Below are 25,251 nucleotides of genomic sequence, written 5' to 3'. Positions count from 1 at the left end.
CAAGTTGACGAAACGGCTGGAGGCCGATCAACGCAGTTGCGCCTGATACTCCTTTTCGTACTGTCCAGCGAGTTGGGTTTTCTGTTTATCGTCGAGCAACTTGCCGGCCATCTGGAAGAACTTATGCTCTTCTTCCTCGAGGTGGTGATGGACCTTGTCCGATAGCTTCTTTGCCGTTGCCAGCCAGGCCGGGCTGGACATCTCGGTCTCGTCGAGCTCTTCCATCATCTCGTCCATTTCATGGTGCTCGGCGATGGCGTGGCGGCTCAGGTCAACGCCTTCGTCAATTTCCATCAACGGGATGTAGAAGTGCCGCTCTTCGGCGGTTTCGTGCGCTTGCAGTTCGGCTTTCAGTTGTTTGTAAGCCTCGACCCGCTCAGGGCTGTCGCCGCTGGTCGCGATCAGAGCTTTGGCATAAGTGCGCTGGCGCTCGTGGCTTTCGCGCAGGGCTTCAAAAATATTCACGGGATGTCCTCATCAATCGCGCTCAGGGAAAGACGCGATAAAAGCCTAGACCGCAGCGCTGGTTTGACGGTTCCGCTTGTTTGATCGGAGGGTTGGAGGCACCTGTGTGGACGCGGTAGGCTGACCGCTCCATTACACAAGGAAGTCATGCATGAACTTGCGTATCGAGTTGACGCAGAACCCTACCGAAGAACAGCGCGCAGCGATTCTTGCGCCCTTGCGTGCACACAACGTTGCCAAGGCCGGGCCATCCACGTGGGAGCCGATTGCCTTGCTGGTGCGTAACGAAAACGACGAGATCCTCGGCGGCCTGTATGGCCACACGTTCTACCGCTGGTTGTTCATCGAATTGCTCGCGGTCCCGGAGCAAGGTCGTGGTCAGGGTATCGGCACAAAATTGATGCGCATGGCCGAGGACTTTGCCAGGGAGAAAAACTGCGTGGGCATTTGGCTCGACACCTTTTCTTTCCAGGCGCCGGCGTTTTACAGAAAGGTCGGATACAGCGAATGTGGCGAGATTGTCGATTATCCGCTGGGGCACAAGCGGCATTTTTTCCAGAAGCGGCTGATCGATTGACTGTGTCGCTCTTTTGCGCGAGCAGGCTCGCTCCCACAAGTCGAAATGTATTCCAATGTGGGAGCGAGGCTCGCGAAAGCGCCAGCCGCCTCGACACACAGTCAGAGGCAGGTCGCCATCGCCGCCATCCGTCGCATCGCGACAAAATCACTCTGTTGTGCGTAGTAATTCAAAGTCGTACCCGAGGCTTCGGTAAGCACATCGACAAACGACTCTGCCGAACGCGTGTAGACCGTAGTGCCGCCGGACTCGCGCGGCTCCAGATAGGCCGCCGCGTCGACGCCAAACACCGCTTCGTCCTGCCAGGCGAATTGCACGCACCGGGCGACGTCTTTCTCCGGCTTGTCCGAGGTCAGGACCTTGTCCGGGCTCTTGGTGCGAGCCTCGTTCATCACCGAACCGGCACATCCGGCCAACAGGGCCGCCGCCAGCGCTACCATCAGCATTCGCATTGCATTCGCTCATCGAGAAAAAAGCGGACTGTAGCACTGCAAGGCAGCAAATCGTTCTGCTTTACTGTTTTTATGCGCGACACGCGCGAGCAGCTGCGGCACCCTGAGCTCTTCAGCCACACAAGGAAATTACATGGCGCCTAGCGACCAGCGACATGAACAGGCTCTGAAACTGTTTCTCGATGCGCGACCCGAATTGCGGGAAACCCTCGATCACCTCAACCCGCTGCTGGCTCAGGCCAAGGGCGAAACCCAGGCACAGTATCGAGAAGAACGCCTGCATGAGGCATTCGAGGCCGAGGCGGAAAGCCAAGGGTTGTTTGCCTGGGAGCTGACGTTGCAGCTGACCGCTGATTCGCCGGAGGACTATCAGGCGCAACGCTTGGAAGTGCACCGGGAAGTGGCAGAAATGGCGGGGATGGACTGGATGGAATATTGCGATCTTTACGGCATCACCCCGTAATCCAGCCGCCGCAAATCTCCCGTGGGAGCGAGCCTGCTCGCGAAGGCGGTGTGATTGCCGAAACTGATCTCGAACGAGACGACGCTTTCGCGAGCAGGCTCGCTCCCACAGTGAACCGCGTATTACCAGATTTCGCGGCACGAGCAATAAAGCTTTATCATGGCCGCAGTTTCGCTGATCGAGTCCATCATGAAGTTCGCCATTGCGCTGTTTTCCGCCGCCCATGCGCCCTCCTCGCGCCGTGCCCTGCTGTTTGCCCAGGCCGCGCTGGCTGGCGGACATGAGATTGTCCGGCTGTTTTTCTATCAGGACGGCGTGTTCAACGCCTCCGATGCGGTGGTGACGCCGCAGGATGAACTGGACTTGCCCAAGCAATGGCGCGCCTTTATCAACGAAAAGCAACTCGACGGCGTGGTCTGCATCGCCGCCGCGTTGCGCCGTGGTGTGTTGAACGAAGAAGAAGCCAAACGTTACCAGCGAGAAGCGACTTCAGTGAGCGCGCCGTGGGAACTGTCCGGTCTTGGGCAATTGCACGATGCCGTGCAGGACGCTGACCGCCTGATCTGTTTCGGAGGCGCGTGAACATGGCCAAATCGCTGTTGATCATCAGCCGCCAGTCTCCCTGGTCTGGCCCCGGCGCACGGGAAGCGCTGGACATCGTGCTTGCCGGTGGCGCCTTCGATCTGCCGATCGGTTTACTGTTTCTCGATGACGGCGTGCTGCAACTGGCCGCCGGACAGAACGCCAAGGCCTTGCAGCAGAAAGACCTCAGCGCCAATCTGCAGGCGCTGCCGATGTTTGGTGTCGAAGAACTGTTTTATTGCGCACAAAGCGCCAGTGCTCGCGGCCTCGGCAACGTGTCGCTGGAAGAAGCGCAGCCGCTTGCCGCTGAGCAAATCACCGCCCTTATTGACCGTTACGATCAGGTGATCACCCTCTGATGTCGACTTTGCATGTGTTGTCTCATTCTCCGTTCGGCGACGATCGCCTGATCAGTTGCCTGCGCCTGCTCGGCAGCGCCGATGCTGTGTTGTTGTCCGGCGATGCGGTGTATGCGCTGCAACCGGGCACTGTGGCGTTTTCTGCTTTGCAAGAGCGAACCATCAAGCTGTTTGTATTGGTTGAGGACGCACAGGCGCGTGCGATCGACATTCCGGACTGGGCCGAGGCCATCGACTACCCGGCCTTCGTCGAACTGTCGATTCATCACGCCAAGGTCAACAGCTGGCTATGAACTCCCTTACCGTCGGCGCCCGCGCCATCGAACTGGACAAGGACGGCTTTCTCGTTGACCTCAACGACTGGTCGGCTGATGTCGCCAGCGCCCTCGCCGCCGCCGAAGACATCGAGTTGACGCCCGAACACTGGGAAGTCCTCGAGCTGCTGCGCAGTTTCTATGCCGAGTTCCAGCTTTCGCCGGCCACGCGACCGCTGATCAAGTACACCGCATTGAAACTCGGCGCCGACAAAGGCAACAGCCTGCACCTGAACCGACTGTTCAAAGGCACCCCTGCCAAACTCGCCGCGAAACTGGCGGGCCTGCCCAAACCGACGAATTGCCTATGAACGACTTTTCTGCATTGACCCTCGAAACGCCTGCCGAGCACCCGTTCGCACAATTCGTGCGCATTCTCGGCAAAGGCAAGCGCGGCGCCCGCGACCTGACGCGCGAGGAAGCCCGCGAGGCCATGGGCATGGTGCTCGACGACAAGGTCGAAGATACGCAACTCGGTGCCTTCCTGATGTTGCTGCGGCACAAGGAAGAAAGCGCCGAGGAAATGGCCGGATTCACCGAAGCCCTGCGCGAACGCTTGCAGGCGCCGGCATTGAATGTCGACCTGGACTGGCCGACCTATGCCGGCAAAAAACGCCATCTGCCGTGGTATCTGCTGGCAGCCAAGTGCCTGGCACTGAACGGCGTGCGCATCTTCATGCACGGCGGCGGCGCACACACGGGCGGGCGCCTGTACAGCGAACAACTACTGGGGGAACTGAGCATTCCCCTGTGCCGCACCTGGCAACAAGTCGGCGCGGCGCTGGATAACGGCGGACTGGCTTTCATGCCGCTGATGGACTGGGCGCCGCAATTGCAGAAGATGATCGACCTGCGTAACACCCTGGGCCTGCGTTCGCCGATTCACTCGCTGGCGCGAATCCTCAATCCGCTCGGTGCACGTTGTGGCCTGCAGAGCATTTTCCATCCGGGCTACCAGGCGGTGCATCGCGATGCCAGCGGCTTGCTCGGCGACACGGCAATTGTGGTCAAGGGCGATGGCGGTGAAATCGAGATCAACCCCGATGCCACCAGTCATCTTTACGGCACCACCGGTGGTCAGAGCTGGGACGAGGAATGGCCACAGCTGTCAGCGCAGCGCCACGTCAAACCCGCCTCGCTGGACATCGAACACTTGAAAGCCTTATGGCGCGGCGATGTGGTCGACAGTTATCCGCAAATGGCCCTGATTGCGACCATGGCCCTCGCCCTGCGCGGCCTTGGTCAAGATCGCGAGCAAGCCTTCGCCACGGCCGAGCAGTATTGGGCAGCGCGAAATACATCGATCTAACCGATCATTAGCGCCCGATCTTTGCGCTTTTTGTTCGAACTCATCGGAATAGACTCGACTCCAACGAATATTGGTTTTCAGGAGTCTTGATCATGGGTTTACTCGTCGACGGCCACTGGCAGGACAAGTGGTACGAAAGCAGCAAGGACGGCGCATTCCAGCGCGAACAAGCGCAACGCCGCAACTGGGTGACCGCCGACGGTCAGCCAGGCCCCAGCGGTGAAGGCGGTTTTGCTGCCGAAGCCGGGCGCTATCACCTCTATGTTTCGCTCGCCTGCCCATGGGCGCACCGTACGCTGATTCTGCGCAAACTCAAAGGTCTGGAAAGCCTGATCGACGTTTCGGTCGTCAGTTGGCTGATGCTGGAAAACGGCTGGACCTTCGACAAGGCGCTCGGTTCGACCGGCGACAAACTCGATGATTTCGATTTCATGCACCAGCGCTACACCGCTGATACCCCCGACTACACCGGGCGCGTGACGGTGCCAGTGCTGTGGGACAAGCAGCTCAAGCGCATCGTCAGCAATGAATCGGCGGAGATCATCCGCATGTTCAACAGCGCCTTCGACGGACTCACCGGCAATGACCTGGACTTCTATCCGGCGCCGCTACGCAACGAGATCGACGCCCTGAACGAGCGGATCTATCCGGCGGTGAACAACGGTGTCTATCGTGCCGGGTTCGCCACGTCGCAGCAGGCCTACGAACAGGCATTCGATGAAGTATTCGCCGAACTGGATCATCTGGAGCAATCGCTGGGTGCCAATCGCTACCTGAGCGGCGAATACCTGACCGAAGCGGATGTGCGCCTGTTCACCACGATGATTCGCTTCGACGCCGTGTACCACGGGCACTTCAAGTGCAACCTGCGGCGGATTGCCGATTACCCGAACCTGTCGAACTGGCTGCGCGAGATGTATCAGTGGCCGGGAATCGCCGAGACCGTGGATTTCCAGCACATCAAGCATCACTACTATGGCAGCCACAAGACGATCAACCCGACCGGTGTGGTGCCGAAAGGTCCGAAGCAGGACTTCACCGGGCCGCATGATCGGTCGCGCTTGAGCGGCAAAGGCGTCTGGCGTCGAGGTTAATCGTCGACGAGCCTCTGTGGCGCGTGCTGCACTTGCACGCGGCCACAGGCTTTCGTCCCGCCATCAGGTTTCAGAGAGCGTCTTGAAGCCACCAAAAATCATCCGTTGGCCATCAAAACCCATCGGATTGACGTCGGGCTGCATGCGCGGGTCTTCCATCATTTTCGCCATACCCGCGTCGCGGGTGGCCTTGTCTGGCCAGATCAGCCAGCCGGACGAGACGGTTTCACCCTCCCTGAGTTTGACCGCTAGCGGGAACGACGTGAGCTTGCCCTCCGGTACGTCGTCACCCCAGCACTGGACGACATCCACGGCGCCATATTCCTTGAACAGCCTGGCGGCGATCTCACAGTGTTTTTTGTATTGCTCATGATTGGCGTCAGGCACCGGCGCCACGAAGATATCGATGTAAGCCATGTTCATTCTCCTTGCAGGTTGGGTTCGATCTGCTGACTGGTCGATTGCGGCGGGCGCCATTCGACGTGATTGTCTCCCAGCCCGACGGACGGCTCTGCGCCAGCGCTCAAATTGCCCTCGACCTGCCCGGCGATGTGCAACGTGCCCGCCATCACTCCTGTGGTCGGGTTCTGCAGCAGCTTCAGCCAGGCTTTGTCGAAGGTATTGCCGAGGCTGCTGCGGATCAGTGCTTCGCTGTCCGGACGGTCGTTGGCCTGGATGATCGCGCGGATGCCGGCCACACCGACGGAAATCATCGCCCCGGCCAGTTTCCCGGCGGCCGCCGCCACCGCACTGGCGGCGCCGCGTGGGGCCATTTCCGCTTCGATGCGCTGGCTGGCGCGCTTGGCCACCGGCGCCATCGCCGCGTCGGTGGAGGAAATGCCCTTGGCGCCGCCGTCCGTGTGGATCTTGTCGATCAGCGCGGCGTACGCCGGCAGGGTGTTCAGCGGCTCGGTGCTGATGACTTTGAACAATGAAGCATCCCGTGCCGACGGTGGGCCGAGGGCAATGGCCGGAACCTTTTGCAAGCGTCCGTTGAGCTGTGCGATCGGCACGCCATGACGCTGGGCGATGAGCGGCATCTGCTGCGCCATCAACTGCGCGTAAAACGCCGTGGACTGAGCCAGGATCACGTCCGGATCAATCTCCACTGCCACCGGCGCGAGGACTTTTTCCTGATATTGCTCAAGTAGATACGCCGCCAGGCGTTTCGCCGAAGCGTCCTGCTCGCCGCCAGCACTGATCGTGTACCAGCTGACCTTCATCGACAGCCATTCCTGAGTCCAATAGCTGCTGAACCAAGGGATGAAATTTTCTTCAGTTTGCTGATAGATCCGCGTGCGCCAATGTTCCATCGAGCCACGAGCGAACAGCTTGACCTGCTCGGTGGCCTGCTGCGAGGCGCTGAGGATCTCGCGGTCGATCTGCTGCCAGGTTTGCGCCGACACCACCACCGCCTGTGGCGCACTGACCGGTGCCCGGGCCGAGGTGGCGCAGCCAGCCAGCAGAAACAGTGCGGCGACGACCAGCGCGCGCGGGTTCACGGTGGTGGTGTCCTTTGGCTTGGGGAAGTGCAGCTTTGAGTATAGGCATGTGACTGCTTGGCTGATAACCAATGTGGGAGCGGGCTTGCTCGCGAAAGCGGTGCATCAGTCACCACATGTATCGACTGACACACCGCTTTCGCGAGCAAGCCCGCTCCCACAGGGGATCCTGTTCATCATCACTGTCGTCGATAACCACCATCGCCACGATTGCCTTCCGCCCACCCTTCATGAACGGCACGATTGGCACATCCGACACGCAACGAGGCGTTTACATCATGACCCACACTCAAGTCACCCTCTCCGTGAGTTTTCCGGTGTTCGGCAGCAACTACTATCAACAGCACGTCGTGCCGCGCAAGGCGCAGACGCTGGTGTTCAACAAGGATTTCGACGATCTGCTGATGCCCGCCGCCAGCAACCACTTCAGCAATGAAGTGGTCGGCATCAACGATCAGTTCCGTTTTCTGAGCGACATCCTCGCCACCCATTTGCTCGATCACGAGGCCTCGGTGCCTGCGCGATCCCGCGTCCAGGCGAACGCTCGTTTTTTCAACTGAAGGCTGATGCACAAAGGGCGTTCCTTTAACGGGAACGCCCTCTTCATTCAATCAGTCGTCATCGCGATCACGGTAATAACGACGGCCATCGCGGCGGTCGTCATCGCGGTCATCCCAGCGTCGGTCGTGATCGTAATTGCGGCCATGATCGCGGTCGTAATGCCGGCCGTGCCGGTGGTCATCATCAAAATCCGCAATACAGCCGCTGAGCAATACGGCGGCAGTCACAGTGAGCAGCATGGTTGTCGCTTGCTTCATTCAACACTTCCCTAAACCCAAGGTCTTGACGACGGAAATCGCCGCGCTGCCCGCGTCTTCAGGACGCCGTGCGCGCAGCCGCAGATACGACCGGGCAAAAGCCTGTTGATTCAGTGGCCACTATCGACCGTTGGTCGGCCCGTTCGCTACGCCCGAACAGCGGCGTAACGCCACCTATACTGCTTGCAACCTACCCCCATGCAATGGATCTGCACCCTCAATAACAACAAGCAGAGGTGGACCATGGTCTGGCAGCAAATCTATGACCCGTTCGGCAATCCAGTGCTTTCCACGCTGATGGCTGCGGTGCCGGTGGTGGTAATGCTCGCGGCGCTGGCGTTCTTTCACGTCAAGGCGCATCTGGCGGCGTTGCTGGCGCTGGCGTCCGCCCTGCTGATCTCGATTTTCGCCTTCGACATGCCAGCGGGCATGGCCGGTTCGGCGGCGCTGTTCGGCGCGGCGAACGGTTTGCTGCCGATCGGCTGGATCGTCCTCAACATCATCTTTCTGCATCGCCTGACCACCGAGAACGGTTCGTTCAAAGTGCTGCAGGATTCCCTCGCGCGCATTACCGATGACCGGCGTTTGCAGCTGCTGCTGATCGCCTTCTGCTTTGGTGCGTTCTTCGAAGGCGCGGCGGGGTTCGGTACGCCAGTAGCGGTGACCGGCGCGATCCTGATCGGCCTGGGTTTTTCGCCGCTGGCCGCATCGGGCCTGGCGCTGATCGCCAACACCGCACCCGTGGCTTTCGGCGCCCTGGGCACGCCGATCATCACCCTGGCCAAAGTCACCGGGCTGGACGAAATGGAACTGTCGATGATGGTCGGCCGGCAGCTGCCGTTTTTCTCGGTGCTGGTGCCGTTCTGGTTGATCTGGGCGTTTGCCGGGTGGCGCAAGATGCTCGAGGTGTGGCCGGCGATTCTGGTGGCCGGGGTGAGTTTCGCTATTCCGCAATTCCTCGTCTCGAACTACCACGGGCCGATGCTGGTGGACGTAATCGCCGCGCTGATTTCCATGGCCTGTCTGACGCTGTTCCTCAAGGTGTGGAAACCGGCAACCATCCACACTTCGGCGGCGCTGTCCGGTCGCGTCGACAACTCCAGGGTCGAGGAAGAAAAAGTCACCGCCAGCGCCGCGTTCAGCGATCAGGCGCGCCCGGCAGTGATGCGCGCGTGGATGCCGTGGATCATTCTCACGATATTCGTGTTTGCCTGGGGCACGCAGGGCTTCAAGAATATGTTCGACACGCGCCCGGTGATCGACCCGGTCACGCAGTCGGCCAAAGTCGATGCGCAGGGCAAACCGGTGCGCGAGGCCAATCCGATCTTCGCCCCGGCGGTGACCTTCACCAGCCTGCATCTGCAGATCGAGAAGGTGCCGCCAGTGGTCGCGGCGCCGAAAGCCGAGGAAGCGATTTACAAGTTCACCTGGCTCACCGCGACCGGCAGCGGAATCTTGTTGGCAGCGATTGTCGGCGGTTTGCTGATGGGTTATTCGATCCCGCAGCTGATCAAGCAATACCTGCGCACGTTGTGGGTGGTGCGGTTTTCGTTGATCACCATTGCGGCGATGCTCGCGCTGGGCTTCCTCACGCGCTATTCGGGGCTCGATGCGACCATGGGCCTGGCGTTCGCGGCGACGGGGATTTTCTACCCCATGTTTGGCACCCTGCTCGGCTGGCTGGGGGTGGCGCTGACCGGCTCGGACACCGCTTCGAACGTGCTGTTTGGCGGCCTGCAACGAGTGACCTCGGAACAACTGGGTATCAGTCCGGTGCTGATGGCGGCGGCGAACAGTTCCGGTGGCGTGATGGGCAAGATGGTCGATGCGCAGTCGATCGTCGTCGCCTCCACCGCGACCCGTTGGTACGGGCATGAGGGCGAGATCCTGCGTTACGTGTTCTTCCACTCGATCGTACTGGCGATCCTGGTCGGCGGGCTGGTGACGTTGCAGGCGTATGTCGCACCGTTTACCTCGATGGTTGTAGGTGGGCATTAGATTCAGAGTGAACGCGTCGGCCTCATCGCTGGCAAGCCAGCTCCCACAGGTTTTGATGTTGTGAATGCAATTGGATTAACAACTCGGAACCCTGTGGGAGCTGGCTTGCCAGCGATAGCGGTGTGTCAGTCGAATCAGTATCAACTGACACACCGCTATCGCGAGCAGGCTCACTCCTACAGGTTTTTTGTGTGATCTGCAGATTGATGAGCCCAGCACATAACTCTTTAGCGCAAATCCGACAAAACCTTTTCCCTCCCGCTGCGGTCACTCCTTTTACGAGACTGGCATGCATGCCGGCGCGCCCGTTTGGGCCTTTTGCAATCCTGCCGCCCGATGAGAGACAAGGAATCGAACCATGCCGATTTCCCGACGCAATTTCATGATCCTCGGCGCCGTAACCGCGACGGCGTTCGCCATGCCCCCCTTTATCAGCCTCAAGGCCTACGCGGCCAGTCTGGAGCAACCGGCCATGAGTCAAGTAACCCTGCAAGTCAACGGCAAACCACAAACCCTCGAAGTCGACACCCGCACCACCCTGCTCGACGCCCTGCGCGAACACCTGCACCTGACCGGCACCAAAAAAGGCTGCGACCACGGCCAGTGCGGCGCCTGCACGGTGATCGCCGATGGTCGGCGGATCAACTCCTGCCTGACCCTGGCGGTGATGCACGAGGGCAGTGAGGTGACCACCATCGAAGGCCTCGGCATGCCGGACAAGCTGCACCCGATGCAGGCCGCGTTCATCAAGCACGACGGCTATCAGTGCGGCTACTGCACGCCGGGGCAGATCTGCTCGGCGGTCGCTGTGCTCAAGGAAATCCGCGACGGCATTCCCAGCCACGTCAGCCCGAGCCTGACCGAGCCGCCGAAGCTGATCGCCGCCGAACTGCAGGAGCGCATGAGCGGCAACATCTGCCGCTGCGGCGCTTACTCGAACATCATCGAAGCCATCACTGAAGTCGCGGAGGTGCCGGCATGAGAGCCTTCAATTACAGCCGCGCCGACTCGCCGGCGGCAGCCGCTTCCCAGGCTGCGCAAGTCGAGGGTGCCAAGTTCATCGCCGGCGGCACCAACCTGCTCGACCTGATGAAACTCGACATCGAAACCCCGGTGCACCTGATCGACATCAACCACCTCGGCCTGGACCAGATCGAAGCTACACCCGAGGGAGGGCTGCGCATCGGCGCGCTGGTGCGCAACACCGATCTGGCCGCCGACGCGCGGGTGCGCAAGGACTACGCCCTGCTCTCCCGCGCCCTGCTCGCCGGGGCTTCCGGGCAACTGCGCAATATGGCGACCACCGCCGGCAACCTGCTGCAACGCACCCGCTGCCCGTACTTCTATGACACCCACCAGGCCTGCAACAAACGCAACCCCGGCAGCGGTTGCGCGGCGATCGGCGGCGTCACCCGGCAGCTGGGGATCATCGGCGTCAGCAACGCTTGCATCGCCACCCACCCGAGCGACATGGCCATCGCCATGCGCGCGCTGGATGCGCAGATCGAAACAGTAAAGCCTGACGGCAGCACCCGCAGCATCCCAATGGCCGATTTCCATCAGTTGCCAGGCAACACGCCGCACATCGAAACCAGCCTGACGCCCGGCGAGTTCATCACCGCCGTGACCCTGCCGGCACCGATCGGCGGTACGCACATTTATCACAAGGTTCGCGATCGCTCGTCTTATGCGTTTGCTCTGGTCTCGGTCGGTTTGATCCTGCAAAAGGACGGCACCGGCCGCGTCGCCGTGGGCGGCATTGCGCCGAAACCGTGGCGGGTCGAAGCCGCTGAAGCGCTGCTGCCCAAGGGTGCCAAAGCAGTCAGCGAACGCCTGCTTGAAGGCGCGACGCCCACCGAGGACAACCAATTCAAACTGACACTGGTCGAGCGCACGCTGGCTTCGGTGTTGGCGAAAGCGAGGGAAACCGCATGAAATTCGACACGCCCGCCACCACCAATCCCATCGACCGCCTGAAGGTCGTCGGCCAGCCCACCGCGCGCATTGAAGGCCCGTTGAAAACCAGCGGCCAGGCCACTTACGCCTATGAACAACATGAAGCGGCAGCCAATCAGGCCTACGGTTTCATGGTCGATTCGGCAATCGCCAAAGGGCGGATCAAAGCCATTCATCTCGACGAAGCCAAAGCCGCGCCCGGCGTACTCGCCATCGTCACTGCCGAGAATGCCGGCAAGCTCGATAAAGGTGATTACAACGCCGCGCATCTGCTCGCCGGTCCCGAAGTGCAGCACTATCAGCAAGCCGTTGCATTGGTGGTTGCCGAAACCTTCGAACAGGCCCGCGCCGCTGCGCAATTGGTCAAGGTCGATTACGAAACCATTGAGGGCAAGTTTGATCTGGCCAGCGTCAAAGACCTCGGCGTCGAGCCGAAAGACGAGCTGCCGGACGTCAATCACGGTGACTTCGACAACGCTTTCGCCGCTGCACCGGTGCAGTTCGATCAGACCTACACCACGCCGGACCAGTCCCACGCGATGATGGAACCGCACGCCACATTGGCCGCATGGAAAGGCGATCAACTGACCGTGTGGACCTCGAACCAGATGGTCGCCTGGAGTGTCGGTGACATTGCGAAAACCCTCGGCCTGCCGAAGGAAAAAGTCCGATTGGTCTCGCCGTACATCGGCGGTGGTTTCGGCGGCAAACTGTTCATCCGCGCCGACGTGATTCTCGCCGCTCTCGGCGCGCGCATGGCGGGGCGGCCGGTGAAAGTCGCCCTCGCCCGCCCGCAAATGGCCAACAACACCACCCATCGCCCGGCGACGATTCAGCGCATCCGCATGGGCGCCACGGCCGATGGCAAGCTGACCGCCATCGCCCACGAAGGCTGGTCTGGCAACCTCGCCGACGGCAAGGTCGAACTCGCCGCGCAACCCAGTCAATTGCTGTACGCCGCCGAAAACCGCCGCGTCAGCATGCGCCTGGCCCCGCTTGACCTGCCCGAAGGCAACTCCATGCGCGCACCGGGTGAAGCGCCGGGGCTGATGGTGCTGGAAATCGCCATGGACGAAATGGCCGAACAGCTGAAGATGGACCCGGTGCTGTTCCGCATTGTCAACGACACTCAAGTCGACCCGGTGAAAACCGAGCGGCCATTTTCTCAGCGTCAACTGGTCAAATGCCTGCAGATCGGCGCCGAGAAATTCGGTTGGGATCAGCGCAAGGCGCAGCCGGGCACACGCCGTGAGGGCCGCTGGCTGATCGGCATGGGCGTGGCGGCGGCGTTTCGCAACAACCTGCTGGTCAAGTCCGGCGCCCGCGTACGCCTGGAGCGCGACGGCAAGGTCGTTGTCGAAACGGACATGACCGACATCGGTACCGGCAGCTATACGATCATCGCGCAGACCGCTGCCGAGATGATGGGCGTCGGCCTCAAGGATGTCGTGGTGCGTCTGGGCGATTCGGACTTCCCTGTTTCGTCCGGTTCCGGAGGCCAATTCGGCGGCAACTGTTCGACCGCCGGTGTCTACGCCGCCTGCGTGAAACTGCGCGAAGCGGTGGCGGCCAAGCTCGGGCTGGCGGCGGATCAGGCTGAGTTTGTCGATGGCCAGGTCCGCGTCGGCAGCAAGACCCTGCCGCTGCGCAATGCGGCTGAAGGCGGCGCGCTGGTCGGCGAGGACAGCATCGAATTCGGCGATCTGGCCGAGAAGTATCAACAGTCGACGTTCGGCGCGCATTTCGCCGAAGTCGCCGTCGATGCCGCCACTGGCGAAGTCCGCGTGCGGCGCATGCTCGCGGTGTGCGCGGCGGGGCGAATTCTCAACCCGACGTCGGCGCGCAGTCAGGTGATCGGCGCAATGACCATGGGTGTCGGCGCGGCATTGATGGAAGAGCTGGCGGTGGACAAGCGCCTGGGCTTTTTCGTCAACCATGACCTGGCCGGGTACGAGGTGCCGGTGCACGCCGACATTCCGCATCAGGAAGTGATCTTCCTCGAAGAAACCGACCCGATTTCTTCGCCGATGAAGGCCAAGGGCGTGGGTGAATTGGGGATTTGCGGCGTGAGTGCAGCGGTGGCGAACGCGATCTACAACGCCACCGGCGCAAGGGTGCGGGAGTATCCGATTACGCTGGACAAGATTCTGGATTCGTTGCCGGAGATGATCTGAAGAAACGTCGACGTTAAAACACCCCTGTAGGAACTGCCGCAGGCTGTGATCTTCTGATCTCCAAAGCAAGATCAAAAGATCGCAGCCTCGTTGCACTCGACAGCGCCTACAGGGTGTTTTGCTTAACGCGGGTATTGCTCATCACTGACCTGCTCCATCCAGTCCACCGCCTTGCCATCCAGCACTTCGGCAATCGCGATATGACTCATCGCCGTTGTCGGCGCCGCTCCGTGCCAATGCTTGGCGCCCGGGGCAATCCACACGGTATCGCCCGAGCGAATTTCACGAACCGGCTGGCCCCATTCCTGTACGAACCCAGCCCCCGAAGTCACGATCAACGTCTGCCCCAACGGATGGGTATGCCATGCCGTCCTCGCACCCGGCTCGAACGTCACGGTCGCGCCGCTGACCCGCGCATCGTCGGTACCTTTGAACGGCGCATCCACGCGCACCGTGCCGGTAAACCAGTCAGCCGGCCCTTTGGCCGATGGTTGCGAGCCATTTGGCGTGACGGTGACGCGTGGGTTTTCAGTGGCTTGCACCTCACCGGCCAGCAGCGAGAGCGTCAGTGCAGATGCAGCGATCGGGTTCATGGCGGTTCCTCCGGATAAATAATGCACCCACTCTAGCGAATCGCACTCATTGGATAATCGACTAGAATCCGAAAAAACTTATGCAGGATGATCATCAATGCTTCGCGAAAACGCCACCGACCTGCTCGCCTTTCTCGCCGTTGCCCGTGAGCGCAGTTTCACCAAGGCTGCGGCGAAACTCGGCGTGTCGCAATCGGCGCTCAGCCACACCATTCGCAGCCTCGAGGCGCGACTCGGCCTACGCCTGCTGACCCGCACCACGCGCAGCGTGTCGCCGACCGAGGCCGGCGAACACCTGCTGCAAACCATCGGCCCGCGCTTCGAAGAAATCGAGGTGGAACTGGCCGCCCTCAGCAACCTGCGCGAGACCCCGGCGGGGAAGATCCGCATCAGCGCCACCGACCACTCGCTGAACTGGATCCTGCGTCCGGTGTTGCAGACATTCCTGCCGCAGTACCCGGACGTCGCCGTCGAGGTCTGCTGCGATTACGGCTTCGTCGACATCGCCGGCCAGGGCTTCGATGCCGGCGTGCGCCTGGGCGAAGACGTCGCGCAGGGGATGATCGCCACACGCATCGGTCCCGACATGCGCATGGCCGTGGTCGGCTCGCCCGCCTACTTCGCCCGACGCGCTGCGCCGCAGACCCCGCGCGACCTGACCGACCACGCCTGCAACAACCTGCGCCTGCCAACCAATGGCGGACTGTACGCTTGGGAATTCGAAAAGGAGGGCGAAAGCCTGAAAGTTCGCGTCTCCGGCCAGGTCACCCTGAATGGCGTGTACCCGTTGCTCGACGCCGCGCTGGATGGTTTCGGGCTGAGCTACATCCCGGAAAATGTCGTTGCGCCATTTCTGGCCGACGGCCGCCTGATACAGGTGCTTGGGGACTGGTGCCCGGCATTCTCCGGTTATCACCTGTACTACCCGAGCCGACGCCAGGCAGCGCCGGCATTTGCGTTGTTGCTGGAGGCGTTGCGCTATCGCAGTTGACCCGGCTCAGCCGAGCAACGCAATCAACTGATGCCGCTGCGCATCGGTCAACGCTGGCCCGAAACCAGCCTTGACGTTGTCAGCCATGTAGCGCGGATTGCTGGTTCCCGGAATCACACAGGTCACCGCCGGGTGCGCCAGCAGAAATTTCAGTGCCAGTTGCGCCCAGCTGCTGACCTGCACGTCCGAAACCCATGCCGGCAGTGGCTTGCCCTTGAGCCGGGCGAGTAGATCGCCGCCGCCAAATGGCCGATTACAAATCACTGCCACCCCGCGTTCGCGACACAGTGGCAGGATGCGTTTCTCGACCGCACGATCATCCAGAGCGTAGTTGATTTGCAGAAAATCCAGCTTCTCGGCTTTCAGCACGGCCTCGACATCGTCATAGGCCGACGAGGTGTAATGGGTGATGCCGATGTAGCGAATCCGCCCCTGCTCCTGCCATTCGCGCAGGGTCGGCAAGTGGGTTTGCCAGTCGAGCAGGTTGTGAATCTGCATCAGGTCGATGCGCTCGGTTTGCAGCAGTCTGAACGACTGCTCCATCTGCGCGATGCCCTCCTCGCGCCCGCGCGTCCACACCTTGGTGGCTAGAAACGCCGGCGAGCGCGGTTCGTGGATCGACAGCAGTTCACCAGTGGTTTGCTCGGCGCGGCCGTACATGGGTGAGCTGTCGATCAGCGTGCCGCCCTTCCTGAACAGCTCATCGAGCACGGCGGGCAATTGCCTGTACACCGGATCACCGGGCGCGACGTCAAAACCGCGATACGTGCCCAATCCGACCACGGGCAGTGCTTCGGCGGAGCTGGAAGGGATGACGCGGGTCTGCATGGTCTGGTCTCCTGCCATATGCGGCGCAGTGAAGGTTGGTGGCACGCCGCTGGCCAACGCCCGATCAATGGTAAACAGCGCCGCAGCCTCGGCAGCCAGCGTGAGCAGGCGGCGACGGGAATAACCCTCAGTGTGGCGCATGCGGCTCCTCCTGCTGCGCGGATCTGTTGCATCGTGTGTGCGCCGGCTGTCAGGCGCAGTCGCTGAACTACACTGCCACAGCCAACCTTTCTCCCCGTTAAAAGTAGCCGAATGTCCCGAACCCTGATGTCACTCGTCGTTTTCATCGTTGCCGTGTACCTGCTGGTGTGCGCCGCGCTTTTCTTGTTTCAGCGTTCGCTGATCTGGTTCCCCCAGCCTGCCGCCGTGGTTACAGCGCACTCGCGAATGAAACTGTCGATGCCGGACGCCGAGGTCTGGGTGACCAGTCGAGAGCGCAGCGGATCGCGGGCGCTGATCTATTTCGGTGGCAATGCCGAGGACGTCTCGCGCAATCTGCCGGAATTCACTGAGGCGTTCCCTGACTATGCGCTGTATTTCCTGCACTACCGCGGCTTTGGCGGCAGCACTGGCTCGCCATCGGAAGCGGCGATTGCCGAAGATGCGCTGGCATTGTTCGATCAGGTCTATGCCAGCCATCCGCAAATTGCAGTCATCGGGCGCAGTCTCGGCTCGGGCGTGGCGGTGCGCCTGGCCAGTCAGCGACCGGTGCAGAATCTGATTCTGGTAACGCCGTTCAACAGCCTTGCGGAAATCGCCGAACGGCAATACCCGTGGGTGCCGGTGAACTGGTTGCTCAAGGACCGATTCGAATCGGGCAAGTATGCGGCGCATATCCGCGTGCCGACGTTACTGCTTGCGGCCAGTGATGACGAAGTGATTGGTCGCAGCAGCACGCAGCGGCTGCTCGAGAATTTTCCCGCGGGGGTGGCGACGCTGAAGGTGGTGCCGGAATCGGGGCATAACTCGATTTCCGAGCGAGGGGAGTATTTGTGGTGGATGGGGGATGTGTTGAATCGCTGAAGGATGCGGCGATCAAGCAGACGCCTTCGCGAGCAGGCTCGCTCCCACATGGAATTTGTGGGGTTGGCGGGAATCTGGATACCACCTCGAACCCTGTGGGAGTGAGCTTGCTCACGAAAGTGGTGGGTCAGGTAATTTAGCTGTGTCTGACACACTGCCTTCGCGAGCAAGCTCGCTCCCACATGAGATTTGTGGGGTTGCCGGGCTTTTGTGTACAACCAAAAACCCTGTGGGGAGTGGGCTTGCTCACGAAGGCGGTGGGTCAGGTGATTTAGCTGTGTCTGACACACTGCCTTCGCGAGCAGGCTCGCTCGCACATCGGATTTGTGGAGTTGTCGGGCATTTGAGTACACCCGCAAACCCTGTGGGAGTGGGCTTGCTCACGAGGGCGGTGGGTCAGGTAATTTAGCTGTGTCTGACACACTGCATTCGCGAGCAAGCTCGCTCCCACATGGGATTTGTGGGGTTGTCGGGTTTTTGTGTACAACCAAAAACCCTGTGGGAGTGGGCTTGCTCACGAAAGCGGCGGGTCAGGTGATTTAGCTGTGTCTGACACACTGCATTCGCGAGCAGGCTCGCTCCCACATCGGATTTGTGGAGTTGTCGGGCATTGGAGTACACCAGCAAACCCTGTGGGAGTGGGCTTGCTCACGAAAGCGGTGGGTCAGGTAATTTAGCTGTGTCTGACACACTGCCTTCGCGAGCAAGCTCGCTCCCACATGGGGTTTGTGGGGTTGTCGGGCTTTTGTGTACAACCAAAAACTCCGTGGGAGTGGGCTTGCTCACGAAAGCGGTGGGCCAGGCAAATTATCTGTGTCTGACACATTGCCATCGCGAGCAAGCTCGCTCCCACATGAGCTAACGCTAGAGGCTAAGGCTGACTGCGGCTTCGGGCATTTTCATCGCCAGAGGTGGCCGGGCGCGGCATGACGTGTTGATGGCCGGTCGGGTCGTTGAGCTGCACGGCATTGCCCTTCTGCCACGCATCCGCTCCTGATGCGACAGGCGCCGGTTTGATCTCGGAACGGGCCTTTTTCTTCTCGGCACTGTCAATGCCCAGTCGCTGATCACGCTGCCGGACCATTTGTGCATCCGCTTGACCATCAGCGGTGAAGCCCATCATCAACTGCGGCACGCCCAGCGGGAGTTGCTTGTCCTGGTCGGTGTGCCAGGTGTGCCAGGTCTTGCCGTAGGTATTGGCGAGTTTTTCCATCAAGCGGGTTTCCGCCACTTGCGGGATGCCCGGCGCAACCAATTGGCCAGAAGTCACTTCGTGGGCGTGGCTGTGCCACAAGGTTTTTTCCTTCGCCGGCAATTGCGTGAACAGGCGCTGACTGATGATGTATTCGACGCCCATCAGCTTGGCTTCAGCAGTGTTGCCGTCGTAGATCACGCACTGGAAGACTTCCTCGTTCAGCGCCGAGCAGTAGTGGTGCGCTTCCATCTGCGCGCCGGGATGGCCGTTGTAAAAATGAAAGCCATCAAGGTACATGTTCAACGCGCGGATCGGCGGTTTGTCCTGCAACCACTGCGCGCCGACTTCGAGCATCTCGGTGTCGGAGGCCTTGGCCTGGCCGGGCGTCTGCACCGGCGAATCGGTATTGCTCATCGCGCAACCGGTCAACGCGGCGACCATCAAGCCAACGGGAACCCAACGTCCCTGCGAGGTTGTCATACGCATGTTTCACTCCTCGAACTTTCAGTGACGGGCGCATGCTGGCCCTGTTCTGCAACTGAAAGCAGGAGAACGGCAGAGTTCGAAAAAGCTGCGCGCGGATCAGACTGGAGAGATCGTCGCCAGCACGCCAATCAGAATGGTCAAGGTCAGGAAACCGCCGAGGAAAATCGCCATCTTGTACATGTTGCGCTCCTTGATGCTGAGTGTGCGGTGCACCGGACGCTGCGGGATGAGGTCGGAGGGTGATTGGCCGCACTGCCGGGGCATTCTGAGCCTGTCGCTGTACTGGATACAGAGGCAGATGAAACAGAAAAATACGGATCAGATACATATCTGATCCGCTTCGCGCATGAACCGGTATTCAGCCTCAAGCTTGAGGATCCGCTTTCTGCCCGGTTGATCTACAGTCATTGCCGACCGACAACAATAAAAACCGGAGTGACCATGCCCGACCTCGTTTTGCAGCCCAACGTCGCCGCGTCCCTTGAGCGCTGGCACCAGATGATCCGCAGCGGCAACCTCAAAGCCCTGCCTGAATTGCTCGATCCGCAAGCTGTGTTCCGCTCGCCCATGGCCCATACGCCCTACCCCGGCGCGCCAGTGGTGGCGATGATCCTCAATACCGTGTTCGAAGTTTTCGAAGATTTCGCCTATCACCGCGAGTTGTCGACAGCGGATGGCCTGAATGTGATCCTCGAATTCAGCGCCAGGGTCGGCAGCAAGGAACTCAAGGGCATCGACATGATTCGCTTTGATGAGCACGGCAAGATTGTCGAGTTTGAAGTGATGGTACGACCGCTGAGCGGGTTGCAGGCACTGGGCGAAGAAATGGGTCGGCGCCTGGGGGCCTACCTTGCTTCTGCAAAAGCCTGAATCCACCCCGAATAAAAAACCCACTGACCGTCGCCGGTTCAGTGGGTTTTGTGTGTCAGGGTTCTAATTACAGCGCCATGTCACGTGCAGCATTTTCCTTCGGTGCTACGGCTTTTTCAGCCGCAGGTGCCGCCGGAGCAGCTACCTGACCGATCACCGGAGGCGTCGGCAGTTCGAGGATCTTCGCGGTGTAAGCCCACTCGGCAGCCACTTTGGCCGGATCGCTGTTCAGCTGGGTGCCGTAGCTTGGCACGATCTGGTGCAGCTTGGTCTGCCACTCAGGGGATGCGACTTTGTCTTTGAAGACTTTCTGCAGCACGCTCAGCATGATCGGTGCAGCGGTCGACGCGCCCGGCGAGGCGCCCAGCAGGCCGGCGATCGAGCCGTCTTGCGAAGCAACGATCTCGGTGCCCAGTTTCAGCACGCCGCCAGCGGCTTCATCACGCTTGATGATTTGCACGCGCTGGCCGGCTTGCCACAGGCGCCAATCTTCGGCTTTGGCGTTCGGGAAGTATTCCTTCAGCGCGTTCAGACGGTTTTCATCCGACAGCATCAACTGACCGGCAAGGTACTCGACCAGCGGGTATTCCTTGATGCCGACCTTGGTCATTGGCCAGATGTTGTGGGTGGTGGTGCTGGTCAGCAGGTCGAAGTACGAACCTTCCTTGAGGAACTTGGTGCTGAAGGTCGCGAACGGGCCAAACAGAATGACGCGCTTGCCATCCAGAACACGGGTGTCCAGGTGCGGAACGGACATCGGTGGCGCGCCAACCGAAGCTTTACCGTAGGCCTTGGCCAGGTGCTGCTCGGCAATCGTCGGGTTCTCGGTCACCAGGAACGAGCCACCAACCGGGAAGCCTGCGTATTCCTTGGCTTCAGGAATGCCCGACTTCTGCAGCAGGTGCAGGGCACCGCCGCCAGCGCCGATGAACACGAACTTGGCGTCGGTTTCGGTCTTGGTACCGTCTTTGAGGTTTTTGTAGCTGACACGCCAAGTGCCATCGGCGTTCTTGGTGATGTCTTCGACTTCGCTCGACAATTTCAGATCGAAGTTAGGCTTGGTCTGCAGGTGAGCGGCGAACTGGCGGGTGATTTCGCCGAAGTTCATGTCCGTACCCAGCGGGCTCCAGGTGGCCGCGATTTTCTGGTTCGGGTCGCGCCCTTCCATCATCAGCGGTACCCACTTCTTGATCACTGCCGGATCTTCGGAGTACTGCATGCCGGCAAACAGCGGGCTCGCCTGCAGCGCTTCGTAGCGCTTTTTCAGGAACTTGATGTTGTCATCGCCCCACACGAAGCTCATGTGCGGTGTGGTGTTGATGAACGAGCGAGGATTCTTCAGCACGCCCTGCTGAACCTGCCAGGCCCAGAACTGACGGGAGACCTGGAACGCTTCGTTGATCTCGACCGCTTTCGGGATCGTCACGTTGCCTTTGTCGTCTTCCGGGGTGTAGTTCAGCTCGGCTAGGGCCGAGTGACCGGTACCGGCGTTGTTCCAGCCGTTGGAGCTTTCCAGGGCGACGCCATCGAGGCGCTCGACCATTTCCATCGACCAGCTCGGTTCCAGCTCATTGATCCACACACCCAGGGTGGTGCTCATGATGCCGCCGCCGATCAGCAGGACGTCAACTTTCTTGGCTTCGGCAGCATTGGCGGACGACATCCCCATCGCCAAAGCCAGACCGAGCAAGGCTGTGTTCACTTTCTTAAACATCTGTTGCACCTATGATAAAACGCCTTCCGCCCGTCGTTGTTATCAGTCTGCGTTGCGCTTTGCTGACGCTCAGGCTGGCGTCGCGCAATCGGCACACTTCAATATTGACGGGTGGGCACACAAGGCCGACATGTGGCATCGACCTCAGTTAATGTCCCTTCTGAACTGACTTCTTATCATTATTGGCTTCAGCTGCTTGAGCGACAGGGATCCCGTCGGCCCGCCCGAAAGGCCGGCCAACCGAATTAGGTCAAAGCAAATTGGCGCGGAGAATATCACGTCAGGGCGAACTCGGGCGTCTGTTCCCGACTTGAAAGTCTTTTTCCGCTCAGGGACTTATCGGCCATCGCCGAGCAAACATGACTGCGATCAGGCATTGGTCTGCAAAGTTTTTTGCGCGATGCGCATCGCAACTTGATAAATCAGTGCCAAACGCGCGTTGTTCATGCAGAAAATAACCTGCTAAGTTGTACGATGACTGACGAACTACACGCCAGTCATCACGATCTCAATAACAACAAGGAAACAACATGACCAAGTCCCGCCTTCTCATCGGCCTGTTTTGCGCCTTCAGTGCCTGCGCCATCGCCGCCCCTGCCCCAGCGGAAAAAGAAGTGGCCCAAGCGGTTGATCACCTGACCCAAGCGATGCTGCACAAAAACATCGCCGAACTGAACGCTCTAACCGCGCCGAACCTGACCTACGGCCACTCCAGCGGCAAGATCCAGGACAAGCAGGAGTTCATCGCCGATATCGAAACCGGCCGCAGCGCATTCAAGACTTTGGCGATGCAGAAGCAGACCATCACGATGTCCGGCGATACCGCATTGGTGCGCCACCACTTCTCTGCGCAGGCATTGAAGGGGACCGAGGTGATTCCGACCGAGATCGAGAATTTTCAGATCTGGCAGAAACAGGGTGGGAAATGGTTGTTGGTTGGGCGACAGGCGTTCAGGTTCTGATTGAGATTTATCTGGCCTGAATGGATGTTGACTGGGCTGGCCTCTTCGCGAGCAAGCTCGCTCCCACAGGAGAACGCATGCCAATGTGGGAGCGAGCTTGCTCGCGAACGACAGCCCGGCCTGCACATATCCACTGACCTTACCGCTACAACCGAAACCGATCCACCGACCGCGCCAACTGCCCCGCCAGATTCGACAATTCATCGGTAGTCGTCGCCGTCTGCCCGATCACCCGGCTATTGCCCTCGCTCATCCCCGCAATCATCTCCACCTGATGGGCGATTTCGTTACTGGCCATGCTCTGCTCGCCAATCGTGCGCGTAATGTCATTGACCAGTTGCGTGGTGCTCAGCGTGGCATCAAGGATTTCGCGGATCGCCCGCTCGACTTCCGCCGTCACCGCCATCCCCTTGTCAACCTGCGCCACGCCCGCCTCCATGCTGCTGACCGCCTCGCGCGTGCTGTTCTGAATGCGCGCAACCATCGCTGCAATTTCCTGGGTCGAGGCGCTGGTGCGTGCGGCCAGACTGCGCACTTCATCGGCGACCACGGCAAAGCCACGGCCCTGCTCACCCGCCCGCGCCGCCTCGATCGCCGCGTTGAGTGCCAGCAGATTGGTCTGGTCGGCGATGCTCTTGATCACCTGAATGATGTTAAAGATCGCCTCGGATTCCTGGTCCAGCGTGCGGATCACCTGCGCTGACTGCTGCGCCGAACGGGCGATGTCGTCCATATCGCTGACCACCTGGTGGATCACCCCGCCCCCCTCCTTGGCCAGGTTTTCGGCCTGATTGGCCATGCTCAGGGCACGTTCAGCGTGGCGGGTGATTTCTTCGATGCTGGCAGTCATCTGGCTGGCGGCGGCCGCCATGGTCCCCGCCGCGACGCTCTGCTGCTGGCTGCTGTCGGCGACCTGATGGCAGCCGTGGCTGAGCTGCTCGCTCATGCCGCTGACACCGTGGGCGTTGCGTCGAACCACGTCGATCATGTTGCGCAGGTCGCGCTGCATGGTCGCCAATGTACGGATCAAGACGCTGGCTTCGTCCTTGCCGCCGGGCTCGACAATCGGCTCGCTGAGATTGCCATGGGCAATGCTCTCGGCGATGCGGCTGGCAGACTTCAGCGGCCCGAGGATGCTGCGCATCACCCAGCGGCCCTGAACCAGCAGCAACAGCAAACTGGCGATCAGCACGACGCCGAGGGCGAGATTGGCATTGCGAATGGCCGCTTCGGTGCCTTCGCTGGTTTGCCGGGTGTTGGTTTCGATCAACTCGCTGAGCGCCGCCATTTGCTCTTCGAGCTGAGTAAAGGCGCTGTTGAACGTGCCCAGCTGCTGTTGCGCGGCATCCGGATTTTCCAGTGCCACGCCGACGATCTGCTCGGCGGATTTGATGTAGGTATCGAGGCTCGGCTTGATCTGCTCCAGCGCCGTGCGCAACTGCGGGTTGATCGGCAGCTTCAGGTTGTCACCCAGCACTTCACGAAAATGCCCGGCGTGCTCAGTGAGCGAATCGCGCACCTCAGCCGCACTTCCGGTGCTTTTGCCCAGGCCGACCAGCATCGCCGAATAGACATCGGCGCGCAGGGCGTCGTGCATCATGTCGGCTTCCATGTGATTGCGCAGCGCGCTCATGCTCACCGTGTTATCGCCGACCGCCGTGGCCATCCGCAGATTGCCGACGTAACTGACCAGACTCACGATCAGCGCCGTCAGCAGGCTGGTCGCAATCAGCAACACCAAACGCAGTTTGATCGACACCGTGGAATCTCCCGTGGGCACGCTGGATTGCGCTTGTCGGATTTCAGTTAAGCCTATGTACAGGGAACTGCCGACACAGAGCGTATCGGCTGATGTCAGCGGCGACTTGAATCCGGCAAAACTTTTGCATCGAGGGGCCAGTCACACCTTGCAGCACCGCTGGATAACACCTTCATCGCCGGTTAATCGCGGCAGGCTATCAATCCGGCGTCTCGAACATTCATGCAGCTGAAGGAAACGCTTATGAAACGCGCACTGTGGTTTGGTCTGCTCGGCACCCTGGCAATCGGCACCGCACAGGCGGCAACGGAGAAAGTCGCGATCAATCTGGTCAGCGCCGACGGTGCGCCGCAGGCGATCGGCTCGATCACTGTCAGCGAGACGCCGTACGGTCTGCTGTTCACCCCGGACTTGAAATCGTTGCCGGCCGGCATTCATGGTTTCCATGTTCATGAAAACGGCAGTTGCGAAGCGGGCATGAAGGATGGTGTCAAAGGCGCGGCGCTGGCCGCTGGCGGACACTTCGATCCGGCGAAAACCGGCAAGCACCTTGGCCCGTACGCCGATGGGCACTTGGGGGATCTGCCGGCGGTGTACGTGACGGCCGACGGTGTCGCCAATTATCCGGTGCTGGCGCCGCGTCTGAAGAAGCTGTCAGAGATCAAGGGCCACGCCCTGATGATTCACGCCGGCGGCGATAACCATTCCGACATGCCCAAGCCACTGGGCGGTGGCGGTGATCGCATGGCCTGCGGGGTGATCTGATC

At 60.5% G+C, this 25,251-nt stretch carries 29 protein-coding genes and 1 pseudogene; 18 read left to right on the top strand and 12 right to left on the bottom strand.

What is annotated here, in order from left to right; genetic code table 11:
• Positions 1 to 27: 27 nt before the first annotated feature.
• Entirely contained in the window at positions 28 to 465 is a 438-nt protein-coding gene (locus tag ACZ0AZ_RS19850) for a hemerythrin domain-containing protein (RefSeq protein WP_039762387.1), read from the bottom strand.
• 151 nt (positions 466 to 616) lie between these two features.
• Here ACZ0AZ_RS19850 and ACZ0AZ_RS19845 point away from each other — a divergent pair, with 151 nt between their 5' ends.
• Complete coding sequence (locus ACZ0AZ_RS19845) at positions 617 to 1,042, top strand: GNAT family N-acetyltransferase (protein ID WP_039762386.1); 426 nt, start codon at positions 617 to 619, stop codon at positions 1,040 to 1,042.
• A 101-nt stretch (positions 1,043 to 1,143) separates the two neighbouring features.
• Here ACZ0AZ_RS19845 and ACZ0AZ_RS19840 read toward each other — a convergent pair whose 3' ends face one another.
• Positions 1,144 to 1,494: a hypothetical protein gene (locus ACZ0AZ_RS19840; RefSeq protein ID WP_039762384.1), complete on the bottom strand. Its 351-nt coding sequence runs from the start codon at positions 1,492 to 1,494 to the stop codon at positions 1,144 to 1,146.
• A gap of 133 nt (positions 1,495 to 1,627) precedes the next feature.
• Here ACZ0AZ_RS19840 and ACZ0AZ_RS19835 point away from each other — a divergent pair, with 133 nt between their 5' ends.
• The 7 genes from ACZ0AZ_RS19835 to ACZ0AZ_RS19805 all read left to right on the top strand — a co-directional run bounded on the left by ACZ0AZ_RS19835 (position 1,628) and on the right by ACZ0AZ_RS19805 (position 5,615).
• Complete coding sequence (locus tag ACZ0AZ_RS19835) at positions 1,628 to 1,957, top strand: DUF6388 family protein (protein WP_039762382.1); 330 nt, start codon at positions 1,628 to 1,630, stop codon at positions 1,955 to 1,957.
• Positions 1,958 to 2,146: 189 nt separating this feature from the next.
• Positions 2,147 to 2,539: a sulfurtransferase complex subunit TusD gene (tusD, locus tag ACZ0AZ_RS19830; RefSeq protein ID WP_039762396.1), complete on the top strand. Its 393-nt coding sequence runs from the start codon at positions 2,147 to 2,149 to the stop codon at positions 2,537 to 2,539.
• 2 nt (positions 2,540 to 2,541) lie between these two features.
• Positions 2,542 to 2,898, top strand: a complete 357-nt coding sequence (gene tusC / locus ACZ0AZ_RS19825; RefSeq protein WP_039762381.1) for a sulfurtransferase complex subunit TusC — start codon at positions 2,542 to 2,544, stop codon at positions 2,896 to 2,898.
• The gene (tusB, locus tag ACZ0AZ_RS19820) at positions 2,898 to 3,191 is read left to right on the top strand and encodes a sulfurtransferase complex subunit TusB (RefSeq protein WP_463537963.1); all 294 of its coding nucleotides are present in this window, start codon (positions 2,898 to 2,900) and stop codon (positions 3,189 to 3,191) included. The genes tusC and tusB overlap by 1 nt, the downstream gene beginning before the upstream one ends.
• Positions 3,188 to 3,523 carry a TusE/DsrC/DsvC family sulfur relay protein gene (locus ACZ0AZ_RS19815; RefSeq protein WP_039762378.1) on the top strand — a complete coding sequence of 112 codons (336 nt, stop codon included), beginning with the start codon at positions 3,188 to 3,190 and terminating at the stop codon, positions 3,521 to 3,523. Before tusB ends, ACZ0AZ_RS19815 begins: the two co-directional genes overlap by 4 nt.
• Positions 3,520 to 4,521: a glycosyl transferase family protein gene (locus ACZ0AZ_RS19810; RefSeq protein WP_463537962.1), complete on the top strand. Its 1,002-nt coding sequence runs from the start codon at positions 3,520 to 3,522 to the stop codon at positions 4,519 to 4,521. Before ACZ0AZ_RS19815 ends, ACZ0AZ_RS19810 begins: the two co-directional genes overlap by 4 nt.
• Positions 4,522 to 4,613: 92 nt before the next feature.
• Positions 4,614 to 5,615, top strand: coding sequence for a glutathione S-transferase family protein (locus tag ACZ0AZ_RS19805; protein ID WP_130000160.1), 1,002 nt, complete (start codon positions 4,614 to 4,616; stop codon positions 5,613 to 5,615).
• A 63-nt stretch (positions 5,616 to 5,678) separates the two neighbouring features.
• Here the strand turns inward: ACZ0AZ_RS19805 and ACZ0AZ_RS19800 are convergent, their stop codons facing one another.
• The gene (locus ACZ0AZ_RS19800; protein ID WP_039762375.1) at positions 5,679 to 6,032 is read right to left on the bottom strand and encodes a DUF1428 domain-containing protein; all 354 of its coding nucleotides are present in this window, start codon (positions 6,030 to 6,032) and stop codon (positions 5,679 to 5,681) included.
• Between the two features lie 2 nt (positions 6,033 to 6,034).
• On the bottom strand, positions 6,035 to 7,117 hold the full coding sequence (locus ACZ0AZ_RS19795; RefSeq protein WP_463537961.1) for a hypothetical protein: 1,083 nt from the start codon (positions 7,115 to 7,117) through the stop codon (positions 6,035 to 6,037).
• 278 nt (positions 7,118 to 7,395) lie between these two features.
• Here ACZ0AZ_RS19795 and ACZ0AZ_RS19790 point away from each other — a divergent pair, with 278 nt between their 5' ends.
• Complete coding sequence (locus tag ACZ0AZ_RS19790) at positions 7,396 to 7,677, top strand: hypothetical protein (RefSeq protein ID WP_463537960.1); 282 nt, start codon at positions 7,396 to 7,398, stop codon at positions 7,675 to 7,677.
• A gap of 51 nt (positions 7,678 to 7,728) precedes the next feature.
• Here ACZ0AZ_RS19790 and ACZ0AZ_RS19785 read toward each other — a convergent pair whose 3' ends face one another.
• Complete coding sequence (locus tag ACZ0AZ_RS19785; RefSeq protein WP_130000157.1) at positions 7,729 to 7,935, bottom strand: hypothetical protein; 207 nt, start codon at positions 7,933 to 7,935, stop codon at positions 7,729 to 7,731.
• Positions 7,936 to 8,178: 243 nt separating this feature from the next.
• Here ACZ0AZ_RS19785 and ACZ0AZ_RS19780 point away from each other — a divergent pair, with 243 nt between their 5' ends.
• From ACZ0AZ_RS19780 to paoC, 4 genes are all read left to right on the top strand, one after another.
• Positions 8,179 to 9,933, top strand: coding sequence for an L-lactate permease (locus tag ACZ0AZ_RS19780; protein ID WP_463537959.1), 1,755 nt, complete (start codon positions 8,179 to 8,181; stop codon positions 9,931 to 9,933).
• Positions 9,934 to 10,291: 358 nt separating this feature from the next.
• Positions 10,292 to 10,915 carry an aldehyde dehydrogenase iron-sulfur subunit PaoA gene (gene paoA, locus ACZ0AZ_RS19775; protein WP_039762367.1) on the top strand — a complete coding sequence of 208 codons (624 nt, stop codon included), beginning with the start codon at positions 10,292 to 10,294 and terminating at the stop codon, positions 10,913 to 10,915.
• Positions 10,912 to 11,868, top strand: coding sequence for an FAD binding domain-containing protein (locus tag ACZ0AZ_RS19770; RefSeq protein ID WP_463537958.1), 957 nt, complete (start codon positions 10,912 to 10,914; stop codon positions 11,866 to 11,868). Before paoA ends, ACZ0AZ_RS19770 begins: the two co-directional genes overlap by 4 nt.
• A complete protein-coding gene (gene paoC / locus ACZ0AZ_RS19765) occupies positions 11,865 to 14,063 on the top strand; it encodes an aldehyde oxidoreductase molybdenum-binding subunit PaoC (RefSeq protein WP_463548521.1) in 2,199 nt (732 codons plus the stop codon). Before ACZ0AZ_RS19770 ends, paoC begins: the two co-directional genes overlap by 4 nt.
• A 122-nt stretch (positions 14,064 to 14,185) precedes the next feature.
• On the opposite strand, the gene ACZ0AZ_RS19760 is transcribed toward paoC, so the two are convergent.
• Entirely contained in the window at positions 14,186 to 14,656 is a 471-nt protein-coding gene (locus ACZ0AZ_RS19760) for a (R)-mandelonitrile lyase (RefSeq protein ID WP_463537957.1), read from the bottom strand.
• Between the two features lie 97 nt (positions 14,657 to 14,753).
• Here ACZ0AZ_RS19760 and ACZ0AZ_RS19755 point away from each other — a divergent pair, with 97 nt between their 5' ends.
• On the top strand, positions 14,754 to 15,647 hold the full coding sequence (locus ACZ0AZ_RS19755; protein WP_130000152.1) for a LysR family transcriptional regulator: 894 nt from the start codon (positions 14,754 to 14,756) through the stop codon (positions 15,645 to 15,647).
• Positions 15,648 to 15,653: 6 nt separating this feature from the next.
• Here ACZ0AZ_RS19755 and ACZ0AZ_RS19750 read toward each other — a convergent pair whose 3' ends face one another.
• Positions 15,654 to 16,616, bottom strand: a complete 963-nt coding sequence (locus ACZ0AZ_RS19750) for an aldo/keto reductase (protein WP_310408898.1) — start codon at positions 16,614 to 16,616, stop codon at positions 15,654 to 15,656.
• A 111-nt stretch (positions 16,617 to 16,727) separates the two neighbouring features.
• Between ACZ0AZ_RS19750 and ACZ0AZ_RS19745 the strand changes: the two genes are divergently transcribed.
• Positions 16,728 to 17,498 (top strand): alpha/beta hydrolase, encoded by a 771-nt coding sequence (locus ACZ0AZ_RS19745; RefSeq protein WP_463537956.1) that lies wholly within the window; start codon positions 16,728 to 16,730, stop codon positions 17,496 to 17,498.
• Positions 17,499 to 18,369: 871 nt separating this feature from the next.
• Here the strand turns inward: ACZ0AZ_RS19745 and ACZ0AZ_RS19740 are convergent.
• A complete protein-coding gene (locus ACZ0AZ_RS19740) occupies positions 18,370 to 19,173 on the bottom strand; it encodes an OBAP family protein (protein WP_463538793.1) in 804 nt (267 codons plus the stop codon).
• A 102-nt stretch (positions 19,174 to 19,275) separates the two neighbouring features.
• Positions 19,276 to 19,443: a hypothetical protein gene (locus ACZ0AZ_RS19735; RefSeq protein ID WP_463537955.1), complete on the bottom strand. Its 168-nt coding sequence runs from the start codon at positions 19,441 to 19,443 to the stop codon at positions 19,276 to 19,278.
• A gap of 177 nt (positions 19,444 to 19,620) precedes the next feature.
• On the opposite strand from ACZ0AZ_RS19735, the gene ACZ0AZ_RS19730 reads away from it, so the two are divergent.
• The gene (locus ACZ0AZ_RS19730; protein ID WP_310408894.1) at positions 19,621 to 20,049 is read left to right on the top strand and encodes a nuclear transport factor 2 family protein; all 429 of its coding nucleotides are present in this window, start codon (positions 19,621 to 19,623) and stop codon (positions 20,047 to 20,049) included.
• A gap of 67 nt (positions 20,050 to 20,116) precedes the next feature.
• On the opposite strand, the gene mqo is transcribed toward ACZ0AZ_RS19730, so the two are convergent.
• The gene (mqo, locus tag ACZ0AZ_RS19725; protein WP_463537954.1) at positions 20,117 to 21,763 is read right to left on the bottom strand and encodes a malate dehydrogenase (quinone); all 1,647 of its coding nucleotides are present in this window, start codon (positions 21,761 to 21,763) and stop codon (positions 20,117 to 20,119) included.
• A gap of 530 nt (positions 21,764 to 22,293) precedes the next feature.
• On the opposite strand from mqo, the gene ACZ0AZ_RS19720 reads away from it, so the two are divergent.
• A complete protein-coding gene (locus ACZ0AZ_RS19720; RefSeq protein ID WP_463537953.1) occupies positions 22,294 to 22,725 on the top strand; it encodes a nuclear transport factor 2 family protein in 432 nt (143 codons plus the stop codon).
• Positions 22,726 to 22,870: 145 nt separating this feature from the next.
• Here the strand turns inward: ACZ0AZ_RS19720 and ACZ0AZ_RS19715 are convergent, their stop codons facing one another.
• Entirely contained in the window at positions 22,871 to 23,596 is a 726-nt protein-coding gene (locus ACZ0AZ_RS19715) for a methyl-accepting chemotaxis protein (RefSeq protein WP_372339896.1), read from the bottom strand.
• Between the two features lie 132 nt (positions 23,597 to 23,728).
• A pseudogene (locus ACZ0AZ_RS19710) lies at positions 23,729 to 24,484 on the bottom strand (MCP four helix bundle domain-containing protein); the annotation flags it as partial.
• A 243-nt stretch (positions 24,485 to 24,727) separates the two neighbouring features.
• On the opposite strand from ACZ0AZ_RS19710, the gene sodC reads away from it, so the two are divergent.
• Positions 24,728 to 25,249, top strand: a complete 522-nt coding sequence (sodC, locus tag ACZ0AZ_RS19705) for a superoxide dismutase family protein (RefSeq protein WP_130000146.1) — start codon at positions 24,728 to 24,730, stop codon at positions 25,247 to 25,249.
• The last annotated feature ends 2 nt before the right edge of the window (positions 25,250 to 25,251 follow it).

This window comes from Pseudomonas sp. AC239, assembly GCF_979258545.1.
Note: the sequence above shows the minus strand (reverse complement) of the source record. Positions and strands in the feature narration are given on the sequence as shown.

What these genes read in the sequence shown, in the direction of transcription:
- ACZ0AZ_RS19715 (WP_372339896.1), bottom strand. Translation starts at nt 23,596, where the DNA reads ATGGCGGCCGCCGCCAGCCAGATGACTGCCAGCATCGAAGAAATCACC.
- ACZ0AZ_RS19780 (WP_463537959.1), top strand. Translation starts at nt 8,179, where the DNA reads ATGGTCTGGCAGCAAATCTATGACCCGTTCGGCAATCCAGTGCTTTCC.
- ACZ0AZ_RS19745 (WP_463537956.1), top strand. Translation starts at nt 16,728, where the DNA reads ATGTCCCGAACCCTGATGTCACTCGTCGTTTTCATCGTTGCCGTGTAC.
- ACZ0AZ_RS19810 (WP_463537962.1), top strand. Translation starts at nt 3,520, where the DNA reads ATGAACGACTTTTCTGCATTGACCCTCGAAACGCCTGCCGAGCACCCG.
- ACZ0AZ_RS19845 (WP_039762386.1), top strand. Translation starts at nt 617, where the DNA reads ATGAACTTGCGTATCGAGTTGACGCAGAACCCTACCGAAGAACAGCGC.
- ACZ0AZ_RS19800 (WP_039762375.1), bottom strand. Translation starts at nt 6,032, where the DNA reads ATGGCTTACATCGATATCTTCGTGGCGCCGGTGCCTGACGCCAATCAT.
- ACZ0AZ_RS19790 (WP_463537960.1), top strand. Translation starts at nt 7,396, where the DNA reads ATGACCCACACTCAAGTCACCCTCTCCGTGAGTTTTCCGGTGTTCGGC.
- ACZ0AZ_RS19770 (WP_463537958.1), top strand. Translation starts at nt 10,912, where the DNA reads ATGAGAGCCTTCAATTACAGCCGCGCCGACTCGCCGGCGGCAGCCGCT.
- mqo (WP_463537954.1), bottom strand. Translation starts at nt 21,763, where the DNA reads ATGTTTAAGAAAGTGAACACAGCCTTGCTCGGTCTGGCTTTGGCGATG.
- paoA (WP_039762367.1), top strand. Translation starts at nt 10,292, where the DNA reads ATGCCGATTTCCCGACGCAATTTCATGATCCTCGGCGCCGTAACCGCG.
- ACZ0AZ_RS19755 (WP_130000152.1), top strand. Translation starts at nt 14,754, where the DNA reads ATGCTTCGCGAAAACGCCACCGACCTGCTCGCCTTTCTCGCCGTTGCC.
- ACZ0AZ_RS19740 (WP_463538793.1), bottom strand. Translation starts at nt 19,173, where the DNA reads ATGACAACCTCGCAGGGACGTTGGGTTCCCGTTGGCTTGATGGTCGCC.
- ACZ0AZ_RS19805 (WP_130000160.1), top strand. Translation starts at nt 4,614, where the DNA reads ATGGGTTTACTCGTCGACGGCCACTGGCAGGACAAGTGGTACGAAAGC.
- tusD (WP_039762396.1), top strand. Translation starts at nt 2,147, where the DNA reads ATGAAGTTCGCCATTGCGCTGTTTTCCGCCGCCCATGCGCCCTCCTCG.
- ACZ0AZ_RS19815 (WP_039762378.1), top strand. Translation starts at nt 3,188, where the DNA reads ATGAACTCCCTTACCGTCGGCGCCCGCGCCATCGAACTGGACAAGGAC.
- ACZ0AZ_RS19760 (WP_463537957.1), bottom strand. Translation starts at nt 14,656, where the DNA reads ATGAACCCGATCGCTGCATCTGCACTGACGCTCTCGCTGCTGGCCGGT.
- ACZ0AZ_RS19720 (WP_463537953.1), top strand. Translation starts at nt 22,294, where the DNA reads ATGACCAAGTCCCGCCTTCTCATCGGCCTGTTTTGCGCCTTCAGTGCC.
- ACZ0AZ_RS19785 (WP_130000157.1), bottom strand. Translation starts at nt 7,935, where the DNA reads ATGAAGCAAGCGACAACCATGCTGCTCACTGTGACTGCCGCCGTATTG.
- ACZ0AZ_RS19840 (WP_039762384.1), bottom strand. Translation starts at nt 1,494, where the DNA reads ATGCGAATGCTGATGGTAGCGCTGGCGGCGGCCCTGTTGGCCGGATGT.
- ACZ0AZ_RS19835 (WP_039762382.1), top strand. Translation starts at nt 1,628, where the DNA reads ATGGCGCCTAGCGACCAGCGACATGAACAGGCTCTGAAACTGTTTCTC.
- ACZ0AZ_RS19735 (WP_463537955.1), bottom strand. Translation starts at nt 19,443, where the DNA reads ATGCCCCGGCAGTGCGGCCAATCACCCTCCGACCTCATCCCGCAGCGT.
- ACZ0AZ_RS19750 (WP_310408898.1), bottom strand. Translation starts at nt 16,616, where the DNA reads ATGCGCCACACTGAGGGTTATTCCCGTCGCCGCCTGCTCACGCTGGCT.
- sodC (WP_130000146.1), top strand. Translation starts at nt 24,728, where the DNA reads ATGAAACGCGCACTGTGGTTTGGTCTGCTCGGCACCCTGGCAATCGGC.
- tusC (WP_039762381.1), top strand. Translation starts at nt 2,542, where the DNA reads ATGGCCAAATCGCTGTTGATCATCAGCCGCCAGTCTCCCTGGTCTGGC.
- ACZ0AZ_RS19730 (WP_310408894.1), top strand. Translation starts at nt 19,621, where the DNA reads ATGCCCGACCTCGTTTTGCAGCCCAACGTCGCCGCGTCCCTTGAGCGC.
- tusB (WP_463537963.1), top strand. Translation starts at nt 2,898, where the DNA reads ATGTCGACTTTGCATGTGTTGTCTCATTCTCCGTTCGGCGACGATCGC.
- paoC (WP_463548521.1), top strand. Translation starts at nt 11,865, where the DNA reads ATGAAATTCGACACGCCCGCCACCACCAATCCCATCGACCGCCTGAAG.